The organism is Nonomuraea jabiensis (assembly GCF_014204795.1).
GTDB lineage: Bacteria > Actinomycetota > Actinomycetes > Streptosporangiales > Streptosporangiaceae > Nonomuraea > Nonomuraea jabiensis.
The window spans coordinates 10,218,375-10,242,900 of the sequence record NZ_JACHMB010000001.1 but is presented as its reverse complement, the minus strand read 5'-3'; the positions used below and the strand labels follow the sequence as shown (position 1 = coordinate 10,242,900).

The following is a 24,526-nucleotide window of genomic DNA, read 5'->3' as shown; positions in this document are numbered from 1 at the left end:
GGATGCTGACCGGACGTAAGTACCGCTTGGACCTCACTCCCGATCAGGCAGAGTTCGCTGAGCGGATCGGCGGCGTCTGCCGCAGTGTGTGGAACACCGCCCTGGAGCAGCGCCGCACCTACCGCCGCCGAGACGCGTGGATCGGTTACCACGAACAGGCCCGCCAGCTCGCCGAAGCCAAGCAGGAATTTGCGTGGCTGGCAGAGGTGCCCGGCCACTGCCTTCAACAGACGCTCATCGACCTGGACCAGGCGTGCAGCCGGCACGGGACCTGGAAGGTCCGCTGGAAATCCAAGGCCAGGACGCGGCCGTCGTTCCGGTTCCCCGAAGGCGCAAAGATCGCCATCGAGCGGCTCAACCGGCGCTGGGCACGGGCGAAACTCCCCAAGCTCGGCTGGGTCCGCTTCCGCATCACCCGCCCGCTCGGCGGCGCGGTCCGGAACGCCACCGTCAGCCGGGACGGCACGCACTGGCATGTCAGTTTCCTCGTCGAAGACGGCGCGCTCACGCCGCAGCGGCACGACCATCCGGGCAGCGCCGCCGGCATCGACCGAGGTGTGGCCAAGGTCGTCACCCGCTCGGACGGCATCTTCCACCACCAGGTCTTCGCCCGCGAGCGGGAGGTCGAACACGCCGCCACGCTCCAGCGCCGCCTGGCCCGCACCCAGAAAGGCTCTACCCGGCGCGAGCACGCCGCCGCCAAACTCGCCAAGGCGCTGGCGAAGGTGCGGCGTCGCCGCGCTGACTTCGCCGCCAAGACCGCCCACACCCTGGCCACCGGCTTCGAGCTGATCGTGTTCGAGGCCCTGCCGACCAAGAACATGACCGCCGCCGTGGCGCCCAAGCCGGACCCCGGACAGCAGGGCGCGTTCCTGCCCAACGGGGCCGCGAGCAAGTCCGGCCTGAACCGGTCCATCCTGGACAAAGGCTGGCACCGGATCGAGTTGGCCACCCGCGGCAAGGCCCGCTACACGGGCACCTGCGTGATCACCGTGAACCCGGCGTACACCAGCCAGACGTGCAACGTACGCACGGTGGTGGATCGGAAGTCCCGCCAGAGCCAAGCGGTCTTCCGGTGCACCTCGTGCGGCCACACCGAACACGCCGACGTGAACGCCGCCAAGAACATCCTCACCGCCGGGAGGGCGGAGCACGCACGACCCAGACCGGGCGCGCGGGCTGGGGCGCGCAAACCACGCAACCACGTGGGCCGGAAGGCGAACCGCCAAGCAACAGCAGCTCAGGGCCACGCTACGGCGAGCCCCGAGCTGGCTGGAATCCCCCGACCTTAGTCCCGGGGAGCGCTTCAAGACAGTGATCACGGTGATCGCACCGCAGAGGCGTCGAGCAGCGGCGCGTGCTGGCCCGGACGCTGACCGACGCGGTCCTGGTGCCGGAGGTCGGGCAGCTCGCGCCGGCTGCGCGGGTGGGCTTCCAGGTCCACTTCGTGGAGCGCGCACCGGACATGATGGCGATCGGCGGCACCCTGCTCGCCGACGCGGAGCAGGACGTGATGGTCGTCGACGTGGCGGTCATGGACGCCGACTGGCGGCGAGAGGTTCGCGCCGAGGTCATCGGACGCGTTCTCGCGGCGCTGGCCGAGGCGTGCGGCCTGCCGGTCCCGTCCCCGGCGTGGTGGGTGAACTTCCGGGTGATCGAGGACGGCAGCTGGGGCTCGGGCGGCCGCGTCCTGTCGATCCTCGACCTGCTCGACACCGGGGTCTTCACCGAGGAACGCGCCAAGGCGGTGCGCGCGGCGCTGTCCTCCTGACGGCCACCGGCCGCCGACCACCGGCCACCGGCCACCGACCACCGGCCTCCGCCGACGCCCGGTGGGGTGACGACGGTGGGGTGACGACGGTGGGGTGACGACGGTGGGGTGACGACGGTGGGGTCAGCAGTTGGTCAGGGCGTCGCGCCACACCTCGTCCAGGGCCAGCTGGATCGCGCCCGTGAGCACGGTGCCCTCGGCCAGCTCCGAGAGCTCCACGCTGGGCGGGGTGAGGGTCAGGCCCTCCAGGTGCCGTGCGATGGCGTCCAGCAGGACCGCGCCGGCGCGGGCGATGCCGCCGCCGATCACTATCGCGTGCGGCGACAGCACGAGGACGGCGGGTGCGATCGCCTCGGCGAAGACGGCGGCGACCCGGTCGACGACCTCCACGGCCATCGGGTCGCCGTCGGCGGCGGCCGCGAAGACGGCGGCCGCGTCCGCCGCACGGGCGAGCCTGGACTCCGGATGGCCCGCGGCGCGGTGGCGGGCGAGATCGACGATCGCCTCGGCGCCGATCGCGCGCTCCAGCGGCCCGCGCCCGTCCCCAGCCGGGTCGGGATGGTGCCCGGCCCGGTGGGGATGGTCGCCGGTCGGGTGGGAGTGGTCCCCGTCCCGGTGGGGGTGGTCCTCGGTCGGGTGGGGGTGGTCGCCGGTTGGGTGGGGGTGGTCCCCGTCCCGGTGGGGGTGGTCGCCGGTTGGGTGGGGGTGGTCGCCGGTCGGGTCTGGAAGGTCGCCGGTCGGGTGGATGGCGCTGGTCGGGCGGAGAAAGTCGGTCGGGCGGATGAAGCCGATTTCGCCGGCCTGGCCCGCGCCCCGGTGCAGCCGCCCGTCGATGACGACCCCGGCCCCGAGCCGCTCGCCCCACTGAACCGCGAGGAGTGTGCCCGCGCCGGTGTGTCGGTGGGCGGCCGCCAGCGCGGCCAGGTTCGCGTCGTTCTCCACCGTGACCGCGCACCTGAACCGAGCCCGCAGGCGGCCGGCGAGGTCGATCTCCGGCCAGCCCGGCACGCTCGGGGCGAACAGCACCCGGCCCGTGGCCACCTCGACGATGCCCGGGGTCGCCGCGGTGACCGCCGCGATCTGCTCGGCGGCCAGGCCGGCCGCCGCCAGGGCCGCGTCCGTCGCCTCGTCGACCGCCTCCAGCAGGTGCCGGGCGCCCCGGCGGCTGACCGGCCGGCGGATCATGGCCAGGCGCTCGCCGGCCAGGTCGGCGATCCCCGCCGTCACGGTGTGCGGGCCGACGTCCAGGGCGAGCACGGGTGCCGCCCGGCCGTTCAGCGAGAACCGGGTCGCCGGTCTGCCCACCGTGGCCTGCTGCGGTGCGACCTGCCGCAGCCAGCCGGCGGCCAGCAGGTCCTCCACGGCCTGGGCGACCGTCGGGCGGGTGAGCTCGGTCAGCCGGGCGAGTTCGGCCACCCGTACGGGCTCGGGCGCGCGCTGCCGGACCGCGTCGAGCACCGCGGCCCGGTTCATCCTCCGCAGGACCGGCGTGCCCGCCGACCGCTCCTCCGTCATCCACGCCCCTCTTGACGATCTGTCGTCTCCGGCTGAGTATATTTCGCAGACACCTTACGAAAAGTCTTTTACATAATAGGTCCGCCCTCCCGGAGGTGGCCGCCCTCATGACCCGTTGCCGCGAACCGCAGAGCCCCGCCGCCCCGTTACCGCACCGGCGGCGACCACGCCTGGCGGCGCTCGTCGCCCTTCTCACCCTGCTCGCCGCCGCGTTCGTCGCCCCGCCGCCGGCGGCGGCCGGCACCGCCGGCCGGCTCGACGGTCCGGCGGCGCAGGCCCTGGAACGGCTGGTCGGGACCTCGCGCGCCAGGCAGGTCACCCTGCGCGCGATCGACAAGGGCACGGGCCGGGACCGGTTCGAGGTGTACGCCGAGAACGGCCGCCTCGTCGTCGCCGGCACGACGCCCGCCGTGCAGCTGACCGGCTTCGGCCACTACCTGCGCCAGGTGGCGCACGCCGACGTCGCCATCAACGGCTCCCAGGTGAACCTGCCCCAGCGCCTGCCGCTGCCCGGGGCTCCCATCGCCAAGGACTCCTCGGTGGACCATCGCTTCGCCCTCAACGACACCAACCAGGGCTACGCGGGCGCGTACCTGAGCTGGCCGGAATGGCAGCGGCGGATCGACGTCCTCGCGTTGCACGGCATCAACGAGGTGCTCGTCTACGAGGGCCAGGAGGCGGTCTACCAGCGCACCTTCATGGAGTTCGGATACTCCGACCAGCAGATGCGCGAGTGGATCCCGCAGCCCGGTCACCAGTCCTGGTGGCTGCTGCAGAACATGTGCTGCACCGACAGCCCGATCTCCCAGCAGCTCATCGACCGGCGCGTCGAACTCGGCCGCAAGATGGCCGACCGCCTGCGCTCCCTGGGCATGGTCCCCGTGCTGCCCGGCTACTTCGGCACCGTGCCGACCGACTTCAAGGTCCGCAACCCCGGAGCCAACACCGTCCCGCAGGGCACCTGGAACCAGCTCGAACGCCCCCACTGGCTCGACCCGACCGATCCCGTCTTCGCTCGCGTCGCGGCCACGTTCTACCGGGTGCAGACCGAGCTGTTCGGGCCCAGCACGATGTACAAGATGGACCTGCTGCACGAGGGCGGCACGGCCGGCACGGTCAACGTCGCGCAGGCGTCGCAGGCGGTGCAGCGGGCGCTGAACGACGCCCACCCCGACGCCCTCTGGACGATCCTGGGCTGGCAGAGCAACCCGCTCCCGGCGACGCTGCAGGCCATCGACCGGACCAAGATGTTCATCGTCGACGGCATCAGCGAGGAAGCCGGCATCACCGACCGGGACAAGGACTTCCTCGGCACCGGGTACGCGTTCGGCACCATCTGGAACTTCGGCGGCCACTTCAACCTCGGCGCCCGCCTGACGCTGTGGAACGAGAAGTTCCACGCCTGGCGCGGCAAGGCGGGCACGGCGATGAACGGCATCGCGCTGATGCCGGAGGCCATCGACAACAACCCGGCCGCGGTCGCGTTCTTCGCCGACCTGCCGTGGCAGGACGGCCCGGTCGACATGCGGCAGTGGTTCGACGACTACGCCACCGCGCGGTACGGCGGCGACGACCCGCACGCCAAGGCGGCCTGGCGGATCCTCCTCGACACCGTCTACAGCTGGCCCGCCGGCGCCGACAGCCGGCACGTCACCGGCCTGTACGACGACGAGCCCGGCCTGGCGAACACCGGCTACCCGCTGCCGTACGACATCGCCGCCTTCGACAAGGCACTCGACGAACTGCTCCAGGTCGACCGGCGCCTGCGGGGCTCCGGCGCCTACCGCTACGACCTCGTCGACGTCGCCCGGCAGGTGCTGGCCAACCACAGCCGGCTGCAGCTGCCCAAGATCCGCGCCGCCTACCGTGCCAAGGATCTCGACCGCTTCGAGCGCCTCACCGGCGAGTGGACGGACCGGATGCGGCTGATGGACCGGCTGCTGGGCACCGACGAGAACTTCCTGCTCGGGGCGTGGCAGAAGGAGGCCCGCCGGCAGGCAGCCACCCCGGCCGAGGCGGCGACCCTCGACTACAACCTCAAGTCGCTGGTCACGCTCTGGGCCACCGGCGCCCGCCTGCAGGACTACGCCCGCAGGGAGATGAACGGCCTCGTCGGGCAGTACTACGCCAAGCGGTGGCAGCTGTTCTTCGACAGCCTGAAGGCCGCGCTGCGCTCGGGCAAGGACTATCCCGAGCCCATCGACTGGATGGCCGTCGCCCAGGACTGGGCCAGGGCCGGCACCAAGCTCGCCTCCGAGCCGCGCGGCGACGCCTACGCCGAGGCGAGCAGGGTGGCCGCGCTGCCCGACGGCGCGGTGACCGTCGGGGCGGACCGCAAGGGCGTCAAACCCGGCGGGACCGTACAGGTCACCGCCGTGTTCACCAACGACAACACGCTGCGGCCCACCGACCGGGTGACGCTCCGGCTCGACGCCCCGCGCGGATACCAGGTGCGGGCGACCTCCCCGGCCCGCGCGGACCACGTCTCCCCGCGCGACAAGCTCACCGTGACCTGGGCGGTGACCGTTCCCGCAGGCGAGGCCCCGGGCGCTACGCCGGCGCTGGACGTCACCGCCTCCTGGCGATCCGGCGACGCCGACCAGCGGGACACGGCCTCCACCCGCCTGCTGATCGCCGGAGCCGCGCCCGCGTCGTACCGGACGGCGAGCAGCACGCAGGCCGAGTTCGCTCCGACCGGCGACGGGGTCGCGATCGCGGCGGGCGGCGCGGACCTGTGGCGGGAGACCAACGAGCTGGCCACCGCCTACCGCCCGGACGCCCTGGCCGACGGGCAGCAGCTCGTCAGCACGGTGCTGCGCCAGGACGGCGCGTCGGACTGGACCCGGTCCGGGCTGGTGGTGAGCGACGACCTGGCCGCCCCCGGGTCCACCGGCTACGCCAACATCGCCGTCACTCCGGGCCACGGCTGCGTGTTCAGCTGGGATTCCGACGGCAACGGGCAGCTCGACTCGTACGCCGAGGTGGGCGGGTTCGCACCGCCCGTACACGTGCGCGTCGGCAGGTCCGGCGACCGGCTCACCGGCTCGTGCAGCAGCGACGGCAGGAACTGGGCGGTGGTCGGCGCGGCCCGCGTCCCGGGCGCCGGCGCGGCGCTCGACGCCGGGCTGTTCGTCAGCGCGGCCAACCGGGACACCGGCCAGCAGGCGATCGCCGTCCTGACCGATCCCGCGCCGGCCCCGCCGACCGCCCGCGACGGCGCGCAGGACACCCTGCAGAGCCTCCGCAGACCGGTCACGGCGCTGAGCTGGGAGCCGAACCGGGGCCCCGAGCACGCCAACGACGGCAACCGGGCCAACTCGCCGTACTTCGCCAGCCAGATGACCTGGGACACGACCTGGTGGCAGGTCGACCTGGGGACGGTCGACGACATCTCCCGCGTCAACGTGCGCAACTACGTCGGGGGCGGGCGCTACTACGAGTACCGGCTGGAGGGCAGCCTCGACGGCGTCACCTGGTACACCCTCGGCGGCCGCCGCGGCCCCCGGGCCGCGACCGACGCCGGGGACACCATGACCACCGAGGCGAAGGCCCGGTACGTACGGGTGATCGGCACGCACAACACCGCCAACCTGTCGTTCCACCTCACTGAGGTCAGCGTGTACGGCACCCCGTCGAAATGATATTGACAGCCCTCGCGAGCAGGAGAGAATAAAGTTCGGTCGCGTTGCTTGAACGTTCACGTGCTCCTGGAGGGACCTTCGTGAGAATTAAGCAAGGGATTACCGCGGCGGCGCTGGTCGCCGCGACGCTCGCCGTCGGCTCCGCCCCGGCTCATGCCATTCCGCCGCCTCCACCGGGGGGCGACAACCTCACGGTCCTCAGTTACTACGCCGGGGAAACGCTGGTCGGGCAGCGCTGGTTCGGGTGCGCTCAGCCGGGCCAGTGGGGGACGCTGGAGGGTCAGCTGAAGGTCACCTGGACACCCTGCTGAGCCCGGGGCGGCCCGGCCCGCGGACGGCTCACCGGCCGCGGCGGGCGCCGAACACCAGATAGAGCAGGCCCGCCACGACCGCCCAGGCCACGGTGGCCACCGCCAGGACGAGCGGGGCGGGCAGCCGGGTCGCCAGCGCCCACACGCACGCGGCGAAAGCGATCATGCCCGTGGCGCCCAGCACGGCGCCGCGGGCGTCCTGGGCGGCCGGGGCGCGCCGATGCTCCTCCTCCTCGATGAGGGTCAGCGTGGCCGCCAGGATGGCGGGGAAGGCCAGGAACACGCCCCCCGCCACGGGCCCCCAGCGCAGCCCGACCAGGCCGGCGGCCACGGAGACGATCGCCCCGAAGGCGAAGCGCACCACCATCCCGCGTACCGGCGTGTCCCGCAGCTTGGACGGCCGCAGCCGGATCGCGCTCATGCGATCAGCGCCCAGCCCGCGCCGGCGACGGCCGCCCACACCGCGAGCGCCGTCAGCGAGCCCGCCAAGGCGCCCAGGCGGCGTACGAACGGCACGGCCACCGCGCAGTACGCCACCAGCGCGACCGATCCGGCGATCATGCCGAGCGCGTCCTCGCCGAGCTGGTGTTCGCCCTTCTGCAGCACGGTGATGGTCATCCCGGCCAGGGCCACGGCGGGAGCGGCGGCGAAGATGCCGGCGAACCGCTTGGGCGTCAGCATCTCACCGATCACCGCGAAGGCCATCACGAGCAGGCCCCCGAGCAATCCGCGTCCTACGATCCACCACACCTCGCTCATCAGCGGCCCCTCTCGTCGACCGGCTGCCCTCCAGCCGATCCGGCAACCGCCCCACGGGGTAAAGGCCGGACAAGGCGCTCTCACTCGTTCAGGCGGGCGGCGCATTCGAGCAGCAGCGCGCCGTCGAGGCGGGGGTCGTCGGGCGTGCGCTGCCAGCGCCCGGAGGGGTGCGTGGCATGTTCGGCGGTGTCGGCGACGATCGTGTCGGCCGGCGTCCGGCGGCCCTTCGCGCGGCGGGCGGCAGGCGCCGAACCCGGGCCGCGGGTCGCAGACGACGTGCACCCGCGCGTCCCCGACCCGGGCGATGATCCGGCGCAGCAGCACGGCGCGCCCGCGCTCGCCCGGGAACGCCAGCGCCTCGCGGCACTCGATCATCCCGGTGGGCGTCACCCAGCGGCTGCGCCAGATCAGCGAGCCCGGCTCGTAGGCGCCGCCCCACACGAAGCGCTCCTGCGGCGTGACGGCGTAGACACCCTCCCCGCCGAGCGGGTAGGCGGTCGCGCCGAGGCCGGCCTCGCGGACCTTCCACAGCCGCTCCTCCTCCCGCGGGTCGTCGAGATAGGACACGCGGAGATCGTGCTCGGAGCGATGGATGTCCTCCAGCAGGCGGCCGGCGCGTTCGGGCGTCGCCCGCGGCGGCGATGTCCTCGAAGCCGAGGACCACCAGCGACTGGAACTTCGGCACGGGCACCAGCGCGATCTCCGCCCGCAGGACGGTGACCAGCGTCGACTCGCTGCCGACGAGCGCGCGGGCGACGTCGAAGCCGTTCTCCGGCAGCAGGGCGTCCAGGTTGTAACCGGAGACCCGGCGGGGGATGTGCGGGTAGCGGGTGCGGATCAGCGCCAGGTTCTCGTCGACGAGTTCCCGCAGCGCCCGGTAGATCTCGGCCCGCCGGCCCCCTTCGGCGAGGATCCGTTGGTAGTCCTGCGCGCCGGTCGGCCCGACCCACATCCGGGTGCCGTCGTAGGTCAGCACCTCCATGCGCGCCACCGAGTCGGCCATCTTGCCGTACGCCTGGGCGGACGCGCCGCAGGAGTTGTTGCCGATCATCCCGCAGATGGTGCACGTGTCATGCGTGGACGGCTTCGGCCCGACCATCAGGTGATACCTGGAGAGCTGGGCGTTGAGGTCGTCCAGGCAGGCTCCCGGCTCGACCACCGCCCGCCGGCGCTCGGGGTCGGCCCGCACCGGCGGCAGTGCTTGGACCAGTCGAGCACGACGCCCGTGTTGCAGCACTGCCCGGCCAGGCTCGTCCCGCCGCCGCGCGAGAACACCGCGACGTCGTGCCGGCGGCACACGGCCACGGCCTCCACCGCCGCGTCGACAGTGCGCGGGAGCACCACGCCGATCGGCACCTGCCGGTAGTTGGAGGCGTCGTGGGCATAGGCCGCGCGCGAGCCCGCGTCGAACCGTCCTTCGCCGTCCACCCGCGCCGCTGGATCACGTTGAAGCGATGCGGACATACGGGGTCGATTACCCAGCTCCCCGGTTTCAATCGTGTGGCTCGGGAAGGGCCCGAAAAGAGCCACCGCCACCTCGAGAGGATCTGGTCATGGCGCCTACCGTTGCCGACTACCTGCTCCTGCGCCTTCGTCAGTGGGACGTGGACCACCTGTTCGGCTATCCGGGCGACGGCATCAACGGGATCATCGCGGCGCTCGGCCGCGCCGACGACCGCCCGCGGTTCGTCCAGTCCCGGCACGAGGAGATGTCCGCGTTCGAGGCCGTCGGATACGCCAAGTTCACCGGGAAACCCGGGGTGTGCCTGGCGACCAGCGGGCCCGGCGCGATCCACCTGCTGAACGGCCTGTACGACGCCAAGCTCGACCACGTCCCGGTCGTGGCGATCGTCGGCCAGACGGCCCGCAGCGCCATGGGCGGCCACTACCAGCAGGAGGTGGACCTGCTGAGCCTGTTCAAGGACGTCGCGAGCGCGTATGTGCAGATGGCGACCGTCCCGGCGCAGCTGCCCAACCTCATCGACCGCGCCATGCGCATCGCCCTCGCCGAGCGCGCGCCGACCGCCGTGATCATCCCCTCCGACCTGCAGGAGGAGCCGTACGAGCCGCCCGCCCACGCGTTCAAGAACGTGCCGTCGTCGGCGCCCGGCTACACGGCGCCGGTGACCCGCGCGCCGGACGAGGAGATCGCTCGCGCGGCCGAGGTCCTCAACGCGGGCTCGAAGGTGGCGATCCTGGTCGGCCAGGGCGCCCGCTCGGCCGCCGCCGAGGTCACCACGGTCGCCGAGCTCACCGGGGCCGGGGTGGCCAAGGCGCTGCTCGGCAAGGACGTGCTGCCCGACGACCTGCCGTACGTCACCGGGTCCATCGGGCTGCTCGGCACCCGGCCCTCCTACGAGCTCATGCGCGACTGCGACACGCTGCTGATCGTCGGGTCCAACTTCCCGTACACGCAGTTCCTGCCGCCCTTCGGCGAGGCGCGCGGCGTGCAGATCGACATTGACGGCCGCATGATCGGCATGCGTTACCCGACCGAGGTCAACCTCGTCGGCGACGCCGCCGAGACGCTGCGGGCGCTGATCCCGCGCCTGAACCGCAAGCAGGACCGCTCCTGGCGCGACACCGTCGAGGGCAACCTCGCGCGCTGGTGGACCACGGTCGAACGCCAGGCCAAGGTGGAGGCCGACCCGATCAACCCGATGCTGCTGTTCTGGGAGCTGAACGCGCGGCTCCCGCAGAACGCCATCGTGACCGCCGACTCCGGCTCGGCCGCGAACTGGTACGCGCGCGACCTGAAGATCCGCGCCGGCGTGCGCGGCTCGCTGTCGGGGACCCTGGCGACGATGGGGCCGGGCGTGCCGTACGCGATCGGCGCGAAGTTCGGCTTCCCCGACCGGCCCGTCATCGCCTTCGTCGGCGACGGCGCCATGCAGATGAACGGGCTGGCCGAGCTCATCACGATCAAACGGTACGCCTCCCAGTGGGCCGATCCGCGCCTGATCGTGGCGGTCCTGCACAACAACGACCTGAACCAGGTCACCTGGGAGCTGCGGGCCATGGGCGGCGCGCCGAAGTTCGAGGAGTCCCAGACCCTGCCGGACGTCTCCTACGCCGGCTTCGCCCGCTCGCTGGACCTGGAGGGCATCGAGGTCGAGAAGCCCGAGGCGATCGGCCCGGCCTGGGACCGCGCCCTGGCCGCCGACCGGCCCGTCGTCCTCGACGTCCACTGCGACCCGGACATCCCGCCGATCCCGCCGCACACGGACTTCGAGCAGCTCAAGGACGCCGCCGAGGCGATCATCAAGGGCGATCCCGACGCGCTCGGCGTGGTCAAGAAGGGGCTCAAGACCAAGGCCCAGGAGCTGTTCACCCGCGGCAAGGGCTGAGCGGCAGGCAAACACCGAGCGGCCCGGCCGGCGTCAACCGCTGACGCCGGCCGGGCCGCTCATCCATCGCGCCCAATGATCAGGCCCGGTCAGCGCAGCCGGGGCAGGACCTCGCGGGCGTAGAACTCGAAGAAGGCGTCCTGCTCGGTCCCGATCTGGCTGATGTAGATCTCGTCGAACCCGGCGTCCACGTACTTCTGGATCGCCTGGACGTGCACCTCGGGGTCGGGGCCGCACGGTGTCGAGGCGGTGGCGTCCTCCTCGCTGACCATCTCCGCCAGCTGTTCGAAGTGCCGGGGGAGGGGGAGCAGCTGGGAGGCTTCGCCCTTGATGCCCTGGGTCGGCCACAGCCGGTGCACGGTCTTGCGGGCGGCCGCCTCGTCCTCGGCGTAGCAGACCTTCAGCCCGCCCTGCGTGGGTTTGCCCGCCCCGCCGGACTCGCGGAACAGCTTGACCAGGTCGGCGGCCGGCCCCGTGCTGATGTAGCCGTCGCCGATCCGCCCCGCCAGCCGTACCGACTTCTCGCCGAAGCCGGAGATGTACACCGGCGGCGGCTGGTCGGGAAGCGTGTAGAGGCGCGCGCTGTCGACGGAGTAGTGCGTTCCGCGGTGGGTGGTCAGCTCGCCGCTCCACAGCCGGCGCATCACCTCGATCGCCTCCTCCAGCATCTCCAGCCGTTCGGCGGCCGGCGGCCAGCGGGAGTCGATGATGTGCTCGTTCAGCGCCTCGCCCGTGCCGACGCCGAGCTGGAAGCGGCCCCCCGTCAGGACGGCGCTGGTCGCGGCGGCCTGCGCGATGACCGCCGGATGGATGCGCACCAGAGGGCAGGTGACCGCCGTCGTGATCGGCAGCGTCACCGCCTCGGCGATCGCTCCTATGGTGGACCAGACGAACGGGCTCTGGCCCTGTTCGTCGAGCCACGGATGGTAGTGATCGGAGATCCAGAGCCCTTCGAAGCCGGCCTGCTCGGCCAGCTTCGACTGCCGGACGAGTTCTTTGGGTCCGTGCTCCTCGCTGCTCAGGAAATATCCGATGCGTGACATAGCTGAATCCTTCTCGTCGCGGGCCGAGCCGGGGGCTGAGGGGCGGGTTGAGAGGCGAGGTCAGAACCAATATCGCCGGCCGCCGACCGGACGGCCGATCGAGCCCAGTACGAGCAGGATCACGCCGATGACGAGCAGGATGGCGCCGATCGTGTAGAGCAGCGAGATGCCGAGCAGCCACCCCAGGAGCACGAGGATGATGCCGATGATGATCATGTTCTCACCGATCCCGATACGTTGATTCTTGTTGAAAGTCGGCTACCCGATGTGTACGGAGTAAACGTTCACGGCGCTTCGCCCAGCACGCGGTCCCAGTCGTCGAGGAACCGGGCGATGCCGTACCGGGAGAGCGCCGCCGTGCGGGCGGCCTTGCCGTACTGGCTCGCCAGGGCGGGATCGCGCACGAACTCCGACAGCGCCTCCACCAGGACGGGCAGCTTGGTGGACAGGACGCCGGCGTCCGGCGGGACGGCCTCGATGGCCTCGGTGGCGGCGAGGGCGACGACGGGCAGGCCGAGCATCATGGCCTCGATGAGCGCCAGGCCGAGCGAGGTCCACCGGTAGGGGTGCAGGTAGGCGCGGCGCCTGGCGAGGGCCGCGTGCAGCTCGGCCTGCGGCAGGTCGTAGGCCGGGTACGGCAGGCCCGTGGCCTTCATGCCGTACACGTCGAGCGGCACGTCGAAGGCGGCGAGCAGGTCGGTGCCGGCCACCCGCGTGCGCCGGACCGGCTCGTTGATCACCACGGCGGCCCGGGGCAGCTCCCCGGTGTAGCGGTGGCCGGGATCGACCACGCCGTGCTCGATGACGCGGACGGGGGCGACGCCGTTGTCCCAATACAGCGCGTTGAAGTGGGTGACGTGCACGAGCGGGATGGCCGACTGGCCGGCGAGCGGGTGCCGGGTGGCGGGCACGTCGCCCTTGGGGGTGTTGTGCTCGACGTAGACGCCGGGCACCGAGCCGCCGAGCCAGTCGCGGGCCAGCTCGATCTCGTGCGGGCGCTGGTAGACGACCAGGTCGATCTGCTCGTGCGCGAGCCGGTCATACGGCACCTCACGTACCGAGGACGGCCAGTCGAAGTTCTGCGCCCGTCCCCTGCCGTCGGCGTCGCGGCCGGGGGTGAGAGGGACGAGGTAGGTGTGACGGCCCTGGACGAATGAGGTGGTCCATGAGCCGTGCACGTGCCAGACCAGGATTTTCATACGCGCACCGTTTCCAGAATTCGGTCGTGCTCGAAAAAGGCGGCCCCGACCGGCCGAGGCGTCGGCATGAGGGACGGCTGCCCCGTCTACCTGTTGTTTAACGACCGCTTCGCTCGGTAGCGCTTCTCGTATGAGATTCCTGGGGATCAACGCGGTCTTCCACGATCCGGCCGCCGCCCTCGTGGTGGACGGCGAGGTCGTCGCCGCCGCGGAAGAGGAGCGCTTCAGCCGGCGCAAGCACGGCAAGCGGCCCGTGCCGTTCTCGGCGTGGGAGCTGCCCGAGCAGGCCGCCGCCTGGTGTCTCGCCGAGGCCGGGCTGCGGCCCGAGGATCTCGACGCGGTCGCCTACTCCTACGATCCCTCGCTGGTCCGGCAGGAGACGGGCGCTCCCTGGGAGGACCTGCGCACCACGTACGCGACGAGGGCGCCGAACTTCCTGGCCACGGCGCTGCCCGGGCTTGACCCGGCGCAGGTGCGGTTCGTGCCGCACCACGTGGCGCACGCGGCCTCGGCGGGGCTCGCGGCGCCGTACGACGAGTGCGCGGTCCTGGTGTGCGACGGCCGTGGCGAGTCCGTCTCGCACCTGGCCGGCCACTACCGGGACGGCGAGCTGACCACGCTCGCCACGCAGGAGCTGCCGCACTCGCTCGGCCTGATGTACGAGGACGTCACCGAGCACCTGGGCTTCATGCGCTCCAGCGACGAGTACAAGGTCATGGCCATGGCCTCCTACGGCACGCCCCGGCACCTCGACGTGCTGCGCGAACTGGTCGCGGCCACGCCGGAGGGCGGCTTCAGGGTCGAGCCCATCGACTGGGGCGGCTTCGCCAAGAGGCTCGGCAGCGGCGAGAGATGGACCGCCGACCACGCCGACCTGGCCGCCAGCGTCCAGGCGCGGCTGGAGGAGGTGCTGCTCGACCTGGCGTTCTGGCTGCACGGCAGGACGGGCGCGCGGCGCCTGGCGATGGCCGGCGGGGTGGCGCTCAACTGCGTGGCCAACACGCGGCTGCTGGCCGAGGGGCCGTTCGAGGACATCTGGGTGCAGCCGGCCGCCGGCGACTCGGGCACGGCGCTCGGGGGCGCCCTGCACCTGGCCCAGGAGCACGGCGAGCCCGCCGGGCCCATGCGCGGCGCGGACCTGGGGCGTCGCTGGAGCGACGACGAGGTGGCCGCGTGGCTGGACGTGGCGCGCGTGCCGTACACGCGGCCGCGGGACCTGGCCGGCGAGGTGGCCGCGGCGCTGGCCGACGACCGGATCGTGGCCTGGTTCCAGGGCCGCAGCGAGTACGGGCCGCGCGCGCTGGGCCGGCGCTCCCTGCTGGCCCACCCCGGGCACGTGCGCAATACCGAGCGGCTGAACGACGTCAAGGGCCGGGAGCAGTTCCGGCCGGTCGCGCCCATGGTGCTGGAGTCCAGGGCGCGGGACATCTTCGGCCGTGGCCCGGTGCCCTCGCCGTACATGCTGTTCGTCCACGACGTGCGGCCGGAGTGGCGGGAGCGGATCCCCGCCGTCGTGCACGTGGACGGCACGGCCCGCATCCAGACCGTCTCGCCGGAGAGCGATCCGCTGATGGCGGGGGTGCTGGAGCGGTTCGAGGCGCTGTCGGGGTTGCCCGTCGTGGTGAACACCAGCCTGAACACGGCGGGACGGCCCATGGTCGACTCGCCGAGGGACGCGCTGGAGTGCTTCGGCTCCGCGCCGGTCGACGTGCTCGTGATAGGGCCGTGCGTGGTGCGGAGGCCGGCATGATCACGGTGGTGATCCCCACGATCGGGCGGGCCTCGCTGGCCGACGCCGTTCCGGCGGGCGTGCCGGTGATCGTGGTGGAGGACACCGGACGCAGAGGACCCGCCGCGGCACGTAACCAGGGCTGGCGGCAGGCGCGGACGCCATGGGTGGTCTTCCTCGACGACGACGTGGTGCCCGCCGAGGGGTGGGCGGACGCGGTCGTCAAGGACCTGGCGGACCTGCCGGAGGACGTGGGCGGCAGCCAGGGCAGGATCGAGGTGCCGCTGCCGGAGGGCCGCCGGCCGACGGACGCGGAGCGCAACACGGCCGGCCTGGCGAACGCGGACTGGATCACCGCGGACATGGCCTACCGGCGGGCCGCGCTGGAGAAGGTCGGCGGGTTCGACGAGCGCTTCCCCCGCGCCTACCGGGAGGACGCCGACCTCGCGCTGAGGGTGATGGCGGCCGGCTACCGGCTGGTCAAGGGGGAGCGCGTGACCCGGCACCCGGTGCGGGACGACGGCTTCTGGGCCAGCGTGCGCTTCCAGCGGGGCAACGCCGACGACGCGCTGATGCGCAGGATCCACGGCCCCGGCTGGCGGTCGCTGATCGGCGCAGGCGGGCTGCTGCCCAGGCACGCCGCCACGGCCGCGCTGGGGCTGTCCGCCCTCGCCATGACCACGGTGGCGGCGAACGGTAGTGGCACCGCCAGGAACCGGGCGGCGGGTGCCGCGTTGCTCGCGGCGACGGGGTGGGCGGCGCTCACCGCGCGTTTCGCGTGGGAGCGGATCGCGCCGGGGCCGCGAACGCCCGCCGAGATCCTCAGGATGCTGGTCACGAGCGTGGCCATCCCGCCCGTCGCCTGCGCGCACCGGCTTCGCGGGGAGCTGAGGGAGCGCTGGTGAGCCGCACCGTCCTGGTTGCCCGCCCGGACAGCGCCGGTGATGTGCTGCTCGCCGGTCCCGCCGTGCGCGCGGTCAGCGCGCACGCCGACCGGGTGGTCTTCCTGGCCGGCCCGCGCGGCAGGGCCGCCGCCGAGCTCCTGCCCGGCGTCGACCGCGTCATCGAGTGGCAGGCGCCCTGGATCGACGCCGACCCGCCGCCCGTCACCGGCGAGCACGTCGCCCGCCTCATGGACGCGCTGCCCGACGCCGGCGAGGCGGTGATCCTCACGTCCTTCCACCAGTCGGCGCTGCCGCTCGCCCTGCTGCTGCGGTTGCGCGGGGTCGGCAGGATCACCGCGATCAGCGAGGACTACCCCGGTTCGCTGCTCGACGTCAGGGTGCGGATCGACGAGACCAGGCACCTGCCGGAGGCGGAGCGGATGCTGGCGGTCGCCGCGGCCGCGGGCTTCGAACCGGCCGACGGCGGCGCGCTGGCCATCACCCCGCCGCCGCCGAGCCCGGTGGGCCCGCCCGGCTACGTCGTCGTCCACCCGGGAACCGCCGCGCCGGCCCGCGCCTGGCCGCCGTCCCGGCACCGGGAGGCGGTCGAGGCGCTGGCCGATGAGGGCTTCACGGTGGTGGTCACCGGCGGTCCCGGCGAGCGCGCGCTGACCGCCCAGGTGGCGGGCGGCCACGCGGTCGACCTCGGCGGGCTGACCAGCCTGCCCGAGCTGGCCGGAGTGCTCCGCGACGCCTGCGCGCTGGTGGCGGGCAACACCGGCCCCGCCCACCTGGCGGCCGCCGTCGGCACGCCGGTGGTCAGCCTCTTCGCCCCTGTGGTGCCGGCCGGGCGGTGGGCCCCGTACGGAGTGCCGTACGTGCTGCTCGGCGACCAGGAGGGGCCCTGCAAGGACACCCGGGCGCAGACCTGCCCGATCGATGGTCACCCGTGTCTTACCGGAGTCACAGCCGAGCAAGTCGTCAAGGCAGTGAGGGAACTCATCCGATGAAGATCGATCTCGTCTCCGAACACGCCGATCCCCTGGCCGCGATCGGCGGGGTCGACGCGGGCGGGCAGAACGTCCATGTCGCCGCCCTCGCGTTCGCCCTGGCGCGGCGCGGCCACGACGTGCTGGTCCACACCCGGCGCAGCTCGCCCGAGCAGCCGCGGAGCGTGCCGCTGGGTGACGGGGTGCGGGTCGAGTACGTCCGGGCGGGGCCCCCGGTGCCGATCCCCAAGGACGAGCTGCCTCCGTACATGCCCGCCTTCGCCGAGCAACTGGCGCGGTGCTGGGCGCGGCGGGCGCCGGACGTCGTGCACGCGCACTTCTGGATGAGCGGCACGGCCGCCCTGCTGGCGGCGGGCCACCGTCCCGTCGTGCAGACCTTCCACGCGCTGGGCACCGTGAAGCGGCGCTGGCAGGGCAGCGCGGACACCAGCCCGCCGGGCCGGATCGACGCGGAACGGCGGATCGGCCGGGAGGCGGCGGCGGTGCTGGCCACCTGCTCGGACGAGGTCGGCGAGCTGCGGGCCATGGGGGTGCCCGACCACCTCATCTCGATCGTGCCCTGCGGGGTGGACCTGGATCACTTCACCCCCGAAGGCCCGCGCGCGGCCAGGGGCACGCGCCCGCGGGTGCTGAGCATCGGCCGGCTGGTGCCGCGCAAGGGCGTCGACACCGTGCTGCGGGCGCTGCGCGAGGTGCCGGAGGCCGAGCTGCTGATCGCGGGGGGCTCCGACGGCGACCCCGAAGCCGCCAGGCTGGCGGGCCTGGCCGGCGCCTACGGCCTGGCCGACCGGGTGAAGGTGCTCGGCAGCGTCCCGCACGACGAGGTGCCCGCGCTGATGCGCTCGGCCGACGTCGTCGTCACCGTGCCCTGGTACGAGCCGTTCGGCATGGTGCCGCTGGAGGCGATGGCCTGCGGCGTGCCGGTGATCGCCTCGGCCGTCGGCGGCCATCTCGACACGGTCGACGGCTGCGGCGTGCTGGTTCCGCCGCGCCGGCCGCAGGCGCTGGCACGCGAGCTGAGAGACCTGCTCGGCGCCCCGCAACGGGCCGCGGAGCTCGGCGCCGCCGGGGCGCGCCGAGCCACGCAGCGCTACGGCTGGCCGCGGGTGGCCGAGCAGACCGAGGCCGTCTACCGCGCCGTGCTGGGCGCCGAGGTGAGGGGGATGACATGCACAGGCACCTGACCCTGCTGCGTGAGGCGCTGACGATGAGCGCCGACCAGGCGCCGACCGTGGAGGCGTGGGGGCGCAAGCTCGCGGCCGTCCTCGGCGGCGGCGGGCGGCTGCTGGTGTGCGGCAACGGCGGCTCGGCCGCCGAGGCCCAGCACCTGACGGCCGAGCTGGTCGGCCGGTTCAAGGGGGAGCGGCGGCCCTACGCGGCCATCGCGCTGCATGCCGACACCTCGTCGGTGACGGCGATCTCCAACGACTTCGGCGCGGACGCCGTCTACGCCCGGCAGGTCTGCGCGCACGGCCGCCAGGGTGACGTGCTGTTGTGCCTGTCCACCAGCGGCGCCAGCGGCAACGTGCTGGCCGCGGCCCGGGCGGCGCGCGAGTGCGGGCTGGTCACCTGGGCCATGACGGGCAGGACGCCGAACCCGCTGGCGGAGATCAGCGACGAGGTGGTCGCGGTGCCCGCCACGGACACGGCGACCGTCCAGGAGGTGCACCTGGCCATGATCCACCTCCTCTGCCACGCGATCGAGGAGGCCGGAGAGTGAACGGACCGCTGGTCGTCATCGGCGACACGCTGCTGGACGTCGACATCGAGGGGAGCGCCGAACGGCTCGCGCCCGACGCGCCCGTCCCCGTCGTCGACGTCGAGGCGAGACATCCACGGCCCGGCGGTGCGGGGCTGGCGGCGCTGCTGGCCGCCAGGGACGGCGCCGAGGTGGTGCTGGTCACCGCGCTGGCCGACGACGAGAGCGGGCGCACGCTGCGGGGCCTGCTGAACGGCCGGCTGCGGGTCGTGCCGGTGCCGCTGCGCGGCTCCACGGTCTGCAAGACGCGGGTCAGGGCGGCCGGGCAGACGCTGGTGCGCCTGGACACCGGGGACGGGCACGTCGTGGGCGGCCCGGCCGGCGAGCTGGCCCGCACGGTCCGCTCCGTTCTCCGGACCGCGGGCGCCGTGCTGGTCTCCGACTACGGCAGAGGCATGGCCGGCTCGCTGCTCGATCTGCTCGGGGAGGTGGACGCGCCCATCGTGTGGGATCCGCATCCGAAGGGCCCGAGCCCGCTGGCCGGTTGCGCGCTCATCACTCCCAGCGAGAGCGAGGCGCGGCTGCTGTGCCCGCCGCCGTACGCCGGGCCGGACGAGGCGGCCCGCCGCCTGGTCAAGGCCCTGCACGCGCGGGCGGTCGCGGTGACGCTCGGTGCCGACGGCGCGGTGCTGGCGCATGAAGGCGGCCACCACACCAGGATCCCGCCGCCCCTGCTCGACGGCGGCCACGACGTGTGCGGCGCGGGGGACAGGTTCGCGGCGGCGGCGGCGCTGGCGCTGCGTGACCGGCTCCCGGTGGAGGACGCGGTCGCCCTCGGCGTCGGGGAGGCCGCCAGATTCGTCGAAGCCGGCGGAGCCGCGGCCATCAGGCCGTCCCGCGCGCAGATGGGCGACCGGCCGCGTACCGCCATCGAGATCGCCGATCTGGTCAGGGCCAACGGTGGCCGGCTGATCGCCACCGGCGGCTGTTTCGACCTGCTGCACGCCGGGCATGTGAGCCTCTTGCGCAGGGCCAGGGCGCTCGGCGACGCGCTGATCGTGTGCGTCAACTCCGACGCCTCGGCCAGACGGCTCAAGGGCCCGAACAGGCCCGTGGTCGGGCAGCAGGACAGAGCCGAGGTGCTCGGCGCCCTGGGATGCGTGGACGCCGTCATGATCTTCGACGAGGACACCCCGGCCGAGGCCATCGAACGGCTCAGGCCGCACGTGTGGGTGAAGGGCGGCGACTACTCCGGCAGAGAGCTGCCGGAGGCGGAGTCGCTGCGGAAATTGGGCGCGGAGACGGTCGTCCTGGCCAGCGTGCCCGGCAGATCCACGACTGGGATCATCGCCGCGATGCACGCGGCGTGAGGAGGAAAGCAATGCTTGGAGACATCCTGATCACCGGCGGCGCCTCGGGCCTCGGCCACGCCGTGGCCGAAGCGGTCGCCAAGGCGGGGGGCAGGCCGCTGGTGGTGGACCTGCGCGCCGCCGACGGGTTCGACCACGCGGTGGCCGACCTGGCCGACCGGAGCCAGGCCGAACGCGCGGTGCGGGAGCTGGCCGAGCGGGCCGGCGGCCTCGACGGCGTCGTCACCGCGGCCGGGATCGACGCCTGCGGCCGGCTGGAGGACGTGACCGCCGACGACTGGGAGCGGGTGATCAAGGTCAACCTCATGGGGACGGCCGCGACCGTCCGGGCCGCGCTGCCGTACCTGCGGGAGTCCTCCGGACGGGTCGTGACCTGCGCCTCGACGCTGGGCCTGCGCGCGGTGAGCGACGCGACGGCCTACTGCGCGGCCAAGTTCGGCGTGGTGGGCTTCACCAGGGCGCTGGCCGCCGAGCTGGCCGGTCAGGTCGGGGTCACGATGCTCGTTCCCGGCGGGATGGCGACGAACTTCTTCGACGGCCGGCCCGAGCAGTACCAGCCGGGGCCCGACGCCAGGCTCAACCGGCCGGAGGACGTGGCGCAGACCGTGGTGTTCGCGCTCTCGCAGCCGCCCGGCTGCGAGGTGCGCGAGCTGGTCGTCTGCCCGTCCACGGAGACCTCGTGGCCCTAGACGTGCTGGCGCTGCGCGGGCTCGGGCTCGGTGACCTGCTGACGGCGGTCCCGGCGCTGCGGGCGCTGCGCCGCGCCTTCCCCGCCCGCCGCCTCGTGCTGGCCGGGCCGCCGGCGCTCGCGCCGCTGCTCCCCGTGGACGAGGTGATCGAGGTGCGGGGGCCCGGCCCCGTCCCGTACGGCGGGGCCGAGGTGGCGGTGAACCTGCACGGCAGGGGCCCGCAGAGCACGCGGGCGCTGCGCGCGACCCGCCCGGGGCGGCTGCTCACCCACGGCGGGCAGGGCCCGCCGTGGCGCGCGGACGTGCACGAGGTGCGCCGCTGGTGTGACCTGCTGGAGTGGTACGGCATCGCGGCCGACCCGGCCGACCTGTACCTGGGACGCGGCGACAGGAGCGGGCCCGTGGTGGTCCATCCCGGCGCGGCGGCCCCGTCCAGACGGTGGCCCGCGGACCGGTTCGCGGCGGTGGTCGCCGCGCTGCGGGCCCGCGGCAGGGAGGTGGTCGTCACGGGAAGCCCGGCCGAGCGGGAGCTGGCCGAGCGGGTGGCCGGCGACACGGGAGCCAGGGTCGCCGCGGGCCGCACGGACGTGCGGCAGCTGGCCCGGCTGGTCCGCGACGCCCGGCTGGTGGTGTGTGGCGACACCGGGGTGGGACATCTGGCCACCGCCTACCGCACCCCTTCGGTGCTGCTGTTCGGGCCGGTCTCTCCCGCGCTGTGGGGGCCGCCCGCCGCCGGGCCGCACGCCGTGCTGTGGAAAGGAGGCACCGGTGACCCGCACGGACGCGAGACCGATGCCGGCCTGCTGGAGATCGGAGTCGACGAGGTGATCGAGGTGATGGCGCGATGCGAGTCGTGGTGACCGGAGGGGCCGGGTTCCTCGGCTCCCACCTGTGCGAGAAGCTGCTGGACGGGGGAGCGGAGGTCGTCTGCATGGACAGCTTCCTCACCGGCTCCCCGCGCAATCTCGAACACCTGCTGGACCGTACGGGGCTGCGGATCGTCGAGTGCGACCTGACCGGCTTCGTGCACGTGCCCGGCGAGGTGGACCTGGTGCTGCACTTCGCCTCGGCGGCCTCGCCCGCCGACTACCTGAAGCACCCGATCGAGACGCTCAAGGTGGGCAGCCTGGGCACGCTGCACGCGCTCGGCCTGGCCAAGGAGAAGCAGGCCCGGTTCGTGCTCGCCTCCACCAGCGAGGTCTACGGCGACCCGCTCGAACACCCGCAGCGCGAGACGTACTGGGGCAACGTGAACCCCGTCGGGCCGCGCAGCGTGTACGACGAGGCCAAACGCTTCGCCGAGTCGCTGACCACCGCCTACCGCAACTCCCACGACGTCGACACCGGCATCGTGCGCATCTTCAACACCTACGGGCCCCGGATGCGGCCCTTCGACGGCCGGGCGATCCCGACCTTCATCAGGCAGGCCCTGGCGGACGAGCCGATCACGGTGACCGGCGACGGCAGCCAGACCCGCTCCATCTGCTACGTCGACGACACCGTGGACGGGATCCTGCGCATGGCCGCCAGCGACTTCGCCGGACCCGTGAACATCGGCAATCCCGACGAGCTGACGATGGTGGAGCTGGCCGGTCTCATCCGCGAGCTGGCGGGCTCGTCGTCACCCATCGAGTTCATCGACAGGCCCGTGGACGACCCGAGCGTGCGCCGGCCCGACACCAGCCTGGCCGAGACGGAGCTGGGCTGGCGGCCGGTCGTGGGGGCGGAGGAGGGCCTGCGCAGAACCATCGAATGGTTCTCCAAGCTCGACAGCCCCGTCCCCGCCACCTGACCGGCCTCCGCTCACTCCGGTGGCGCGGTCATGGGCCGGGCCGCCAGCGCCTGGGCGACGGCGACCAGGTTGGCCGCCATCGCGCGAGCGGTCTTGTGCGACCACTCGTGGCCGCGCGCGTCGTCCAGGTAGTCCGGCCCGGCGCCCGGCCCGAGGTGCCAGTACGTCCACGCCTGGCCGGGGATGGTGTAGCCGATGTCCACCAGGGCGCCGCAGACCTCGCTGATGACGTGGTGGGCGCCGTCCTCGTTGCCGGTGTTGACCACCCCGGCGACCCGGTTGTAGGCGACCGGCCGGCCGGTGTCGTCCGTCTCGGAGATCATCGCGTCGAGCCGCTCGATCACGCGTTGCGCGAGGGACGACGGGTGACCGACCCAGGTCGGGGTGGCGATGACGAGGATCTCCGACCGGAGCAGCTTGTCGTGCACGGCGGGCCAGTCGTCGCCCGGCCCCATGTCGGTCTGGACGCCGGGACGGATGTCCAGATCCACGGCCCTGATCATGTCCACGTCCACATCACGTTTACGCAGTTCGGCGCTGACGACCTCGGCGAGGGCCTCGGTGTTGGAAGGCTCGGGCGAGGGCTTCAGGGTGCAGTTGATGACCACGGCTTGCATGATTTGGGGCCTCTCCGTTGGACGTTATAGGCCCGCATACCCAAACAGAGACCGTCAAACGGTTGACGTTAGCCGCGGGCGATGGTGGGCAGAGAGCGACACCATGAGCACGATCGAGTACTCCCTAGATGTCAAGGTCCCGATCCGCGTCGCCTACAACCAGTGGACGCAGTTCGAGACGTTCCCCGAATTCATGGAAGGGGTGGAGTCGGTCAAGCAGCACACCGACACCCGCGCCACCTGGCTGGCCGAGATCGCCGGGGTGAAGCGCGAGTTCGACACCGAGATCACCGAGCAGCACCCCGACGAGCGCGTCGCCTGGCACACGCTCGACAAGCCCAACCACGCCGGCGTCGTCACCTTCCACCGCATCGACGACACCACCACGCGCGTCACCCTCCAGATGGAGTACGACCCCGAGGGCTTCGTCGAGACCGCCGGTGACTGGCTCCAGATCGTCCGCATGCGCGTTCAGGGCGACCTGCGCCGCTTCAAGGACTTCATCGAGAACCGCGGCAGCGAGACCGGCGCCTGGCGCGGCAGCGTGCCGCCGCAGCACGCCGGAGACGCCTCTCCGCTGCCCGGCACGCAGTCCCCGATCGGCACGCCGTCCTCGATGCCCGGCACGCAGCCCGGCACGCAGCCCGGCACTGGCACGCCGCCGCCGCGCCCCGGCGCCGGCTACCCGCCGCCCACGCAGCCCGGCCTGTAGTGCACGCGGCCGCGCCTCCCGCCCGGGAGGCGCGGCCGGTTCGTTTCGTGGCTTTCAGCTGGGTAGGTGACGACAAGCCAACCGCGAACAGTGGGCAAAGGGGGAAACATGCCTCGCGGATCGAGCCGGAAACGGGAACGACAGTACGAGCACATCAAGGACAGCGCCAAGAAGCGGGGCGAAAGCAGCAAGCGGGCCAAGGAGATCGCCGCCCGGACCGTGAACAAGGAGCGCGCCAGGGCCGGTGAGTCGCGGACCGCCAGCCGTACCTCGACCCAGGACATGTCGTCGAGCCGGCGCGGAGGGCTGCGCTCGCACTCCGGAGCGGGTGGCCGTACGCGGGACCAGCTCTACGAAGAGGCCAAGCGCCGCAACATCAAGGGCCGCTCGAAGATGAGCAAGGCGCAGCTGGAGAAGGCCCTCAGTTAGCCCGACGCC

25 protein-coding genes and 1 pseudogene are annotated in these 24,526 nt (G+C 72.9%); 17 read left to right on the top strand and 9 right to left on the bottom strand.

Going from position 1 to position 24,526, the window contains the following annotated elements; translation table 11 throughout:
- Positions 1-2 precede the first annotated feature (2 nt).
- Together HD596_RS46895 and HD596_RS46890 are read left to right on the top strand one after the other, a co-directional pair.
- A complete protein-coding gene (locus HD596_RS46895) occupies positions 3-1,292 on the top strand; it encodes an RNA-guided endonuclease InsQ/TnpB family protein (protein WP_185075793.1) in 1,290 nt (429 codons plus the stop codon).
- A 65-nt stretch (positions 1,293-1,357) separates the two neighbouring features.
- Complete coding sequence (locus HD596_RS46890; protein WP_185075792.1) at positions 1,358-1,771, top strand: tautomerase enzyme; 414 nt, start codon at positions 1,358-1,360, stop codon at positions 1,769-1,771.
- A 123-nt stretch (positions 1,772-1,894) separates the two neighbouring features.
- On the opposite strand, the gene HD596_RS46885 is transcribed toward HD596_RS46890, so the two are convergent.
- Positions 1,895-3,286 carry an ROK family transcriptional regulator gene (locus tag HD596_RS46885; RefSeq protein WP_185075791.1) on the bottom strand — a complete coding sequence of 464 codons (1,392 nt, stop codon included), beginning with the start codon at positions 3,284-3,286 and terminating at the stop codon, positions 1,895-1,897.
- Positions 3,287-3,393: 107 nt separating this feature from the next.
- Here HD596_RS46885 and HD596_RS46880 point away from each other — a divergent pair, with 107 nt between their 5' ends.
- Entirely contained in the window at positions 3,394-6,927 is a 3,534-nt protein-coding gene (locus HD596_RS46880) for an alpha-N-acetylglucosaminidase TIM-barrel domain-containing protein (RefSeq protein ID WP_185075790.1), read from the top strand.
- 80 nt (positions 6,928-7,007) lie between these two features.
- On the top strand, positions 7,008-7,238 hold the full coding sequence (locus HD596_RS46875) for a hypothetical protein (RefSeq protein WP_185075789.1): 231 nt from the start codon (positions 7,008-7,010) through the stop codon (positions 7,236-7,238).
- 28 nt (positions 7,239-7,266) lie between these two features.
- On the opposite strand, the gene HD596_RS46870 is transcribed toward HD596_RS46875, so the two are convergent.
- Both HD596_RS46870 and HD596_RS65315 read right to left on the bottom strand, forming a co-directional pair.
- Complete coding sequence (locus tag HD596_RS46870) at positions 7,267-7,659, bottom strand: DUF3147 family protein (RefSeq protein WP_221519905.1); 393 nt, start codon at positions 7,657-7,659, stop codon at positions 7,267-7,269.
- A complete protein-coding gene (locus HD596_RS65315; RefSeq protein WP_313046373.1) occupies positions 7,656-8,564 on the bottom strand; it encodes a DUF3147 family protein in 909 nt (302 codons plus the stop codon). Before HD596_RS65315 ends, HD596_RS46870 begins: the two co-directional genes overlap by 4 nt.
- A 74-nt stretch (positions 8,565-8,638) precedes the next feature.
- Between HD596_RS65315 and HD596_RS62940 the strand changes: the two genes are divergently transcribed.
- Positions 8,639-8,794, top strand: a complete 156-nt coding sequence (locus HD596_RS62940; RefSeq protein WP_246558557.1) for a hypothetical protein — start codon at positions 8,639-8,641, stop codon at positions 8,792-8,794.
- 206 nt (positions 8,795-9,000) lie between these two features.
- Here the strand turns inward: HD596_RS62940 and HD596_RS64325 are convergent.
- Both HD596_RS64325 and HD596_RS62935 read right to left on the bottom strand, forming a co-directional pair.
- Positions 9,001-9,156: pseudogene (locus HD596_RS64325) on the bottom strand (FAD-binding oxidoreductase); the annotation flags it as partial.
- Complete coding sequence (locus HD596_RS62935) at positions 9,096-9,425, bottom strand: FAD-binding protein (RefSeq protein WP_313046372.1); 330 nt, start codon at positions 9,423-9,425, stop codon at positions 9,096-9,098. The pseudogene HD596_RS64325 and the gene HD596_RS62935, both read right to left, overlap by 61 nt.
- Before the next feature lie 125 nt (positions 9,426-9,550).
- On the opposite strand from HD596_RS62935, the gene HD596_RS46855 reads away from it, so the two are divergent.
- Positions 9,551-11,344, top strand: coding sequence for a thiamine pyrophosphate-requiring protein (locus HD596_RS46855; protein ID WP_185075787.1), 1,794 nt, complete (start codon positions 9,551-9,553; stop codon positions 11,342-11,344).
- 89 nt (positions 11,345-11,433) lie between these two features.
- Here HD596_RS46855 and HD596_RS46850 read toward each other — a convergent pair whose 3' ends face one another.
- The 3 genes from HD596_RS46850 to HD596_RS46840 all read right to left on the bottom strand — a co-directional run bounded on the left by HD596_RS46850 (position 11,434) and on the right by HD596_RS46840 (position 13,586).
- Complete coding sequence (locus HD596_RS46850; protein ID WP_185075786.1) at positions 11,434-12,387, bottom strand: LLM class F420-dependent oxidoreductase; 954 nt, start codon at positions 12,385-12,387, stop codon at positions 11,434-11,436.
- Between the two features lie 60 nt (positions 12,388-12,447).
- Positions 12,448-12,603, bottom strand: a complete 156-nt coding sequence (locus HD596_RS46845; RefSeq protein ID WP_185075785.1) for a DUF6131 family protein — start codon at positions 12,601-12,603, stop codon at positions 12,448-12,450.
- Positions 12,604-12,671: 68 nt separating this feature from the next.
- A complete protein-coding gene (locus HD596_RS46840; RefSeq protein ID WP_185075784.1) occupies positions 12,672-13,586 on the bottom strand; it encodes a glycosyltransferase in 915 nt (304 codons plus the stop codon).
- Between the two features lie 130 nt (positions 13,587-13,716).
- Between HD596_RS46840 and HD596_RS46835 the strand changes: the two genes are divergently transcribed.
- The 9 genes from HD596_RS46835 to HD596_RS46795 are packed head-to-tail and all read left to right on the top strand — an operon-like array spanning position 13,717 to position 22,759.
- A complete protein-coding gene (locus HD596_RS46835) occupies positions 13,717-15,336 on the top strand; it encodes a carbamoyltransferase family protein (RefSeq protein ID WP_185075783.1) in 1,620 nt (539 codons plus the stop codon).
- The gene (locus HD596_RS46830; protein WP_185075782.1) at positions 15,333-16,220 is read left to right on the top strand and encodes a glycosyltransferase family 2 protein; all 888 of its coding nucleotides are present in this window, start codon (positions 15,333-15,335) and stop codon (positions 16,218-16,220) included. Before HD596_RS46835 ends, HD596_RS46830 begins: the two co-directional genes overlap by 4 nt.
- A complete protein-coding gene (locus tag HD596_RS46825; RefSeq protein WP_221521139.1) occupies positions 16,214-17,209 on the top strand; it encodes a glycosyltransferase family 9 protein in 996 nt (331 codons plus the stop codon). Before HD596_RS46830 ends, HD596_RS46825 begins: the two co-directional genes overlap by 7 nt.
- Positions 17,206-18,393, top strand: a complete 1,188-nt coding sequence (locus tag HD596_RS46820; RefSeq protein WP_185075780.1) for a glycosyltransferase — start codon at positions 17,206-17,208, stop codon at positions 18,391-18,393. The genes HD596_RS46825 and HD596_RS46820 overlap by 4 nt, the downstream gene beginning before the upstream one ends.
- Positions 18,378-18,929 carry a D-sedoheptulose-7-phosphate isomerase gene (locus HD596_RS46815; RefSeq protein WP_185075779.1) on the top strand — a complete coding sequence of 184 codons (552 nt, stop codon included), beginning with the start codon at positions 18,378-18,380 and terminating at the stop codon, positions 18,927-18,929. Before HD596_RS46820 ends, HD596_RS46815 begins: the two co-directional genes overlap by 16 nt.
- A complete protein-coding gene (locus HD596_RS46810; RefSeq protein WP_185075778.1) occupies positions 18,926-20,278 on the top strand; it encodes a PfkB family carbohydrate kinase in 1,353 nt (450 codons plus the stop codon). The genes HD596_RS46815 and HD596_RS46810 overlap by 4 nt, the downstream gene beginning before the upstream one ends.
- A gap of 11 nt (positions 20,279-20,289) precedes the next feature.
- Positions 20,290-20,967: an SDR family oxidoreductase gene (locus HD596_RS46805; protein ID WP_185075777.1), complete on the top strand. Its 678-nt coding sequence runs from the start codon at positions 20,290-20,292 to the stop codon at positions 20,965-20,967.
- Positions 20,958-21,827, top strand: coding sequence for a glycosyltransferase family 9 protein (locus HD596_RS46800; protein WP_185075776.1), 870 nt, complete (start codon positions 20,958-20,960; stop codon positions 21,825-21,827). Before HD596_RS46805 ends, HD596_RS46800 begins: the two co-directional genes overlap by 10 nt.
- Positions 21,812-22,759 (top strand): UDP-glucuronic acid decarboxylase family protein, encoded by a 948-nt coding sequence (locus HD596_RS46795; protein ID WP_185075775.1) that lies wholly within the window; start codon positions 21,812-21,814, stop codon positions 22,757-22,759. Before HD596_RS46800 ends, HD596_RS46795 begins: the two co-directional genes overlap by 16 nt.
- A gap of 11 nt (positions 22,760-22,770) precedes the next feature.
- Here HD596_RS46795 and HD596_RS46790 read toward each other — a convergent pair whose 3' ends face one another.
- Positions 22,771-23,376 carry a flavodoxin family protein gene (locus tag HD596_RS46790; protein WP_185075774.1) on the bottom strand — a complete coding sequence of 202 codons (606 nt, stop codon included), beginning with the start codon at positions 23,374-23,376 and terminating at the stop codon, positions 22,771-22,773.
- Positions 23,377-23,479: 103 nt separating this feature from the next.
- Here HD596_RS46790 and HD596_RS46785 point away from each other — a divergent pair, with 103 nt between their 5' ends.
- Positions 23,480-24,088 (top strand): SRPBCC family protein, encoded by a 609-nt coding sequence (locus HD596_RS46785; RefSeq protein WP_185075773.1) that lies wholly within the window; start codon positions 23,480-23,482, stop codon positions 24,086-24,088.
- A gap of 108 nt (positions 24,089-24,196) precedes the next feature.
- Positions 24,197-24,517 carry a plasmid stabilization protein gene (locus tag HD596_RS46780; protein ID WP_185075772.1) on the top strand — a complete coding sequence of 107 codons (321 nt, stop codon included), beginning with the start codon at positions 24,197-24,199 and terminating at the stop codon, positions 24,515-24,517.
- Positions 24,518-24,526 lie beyond the last annotated feature (9 nt).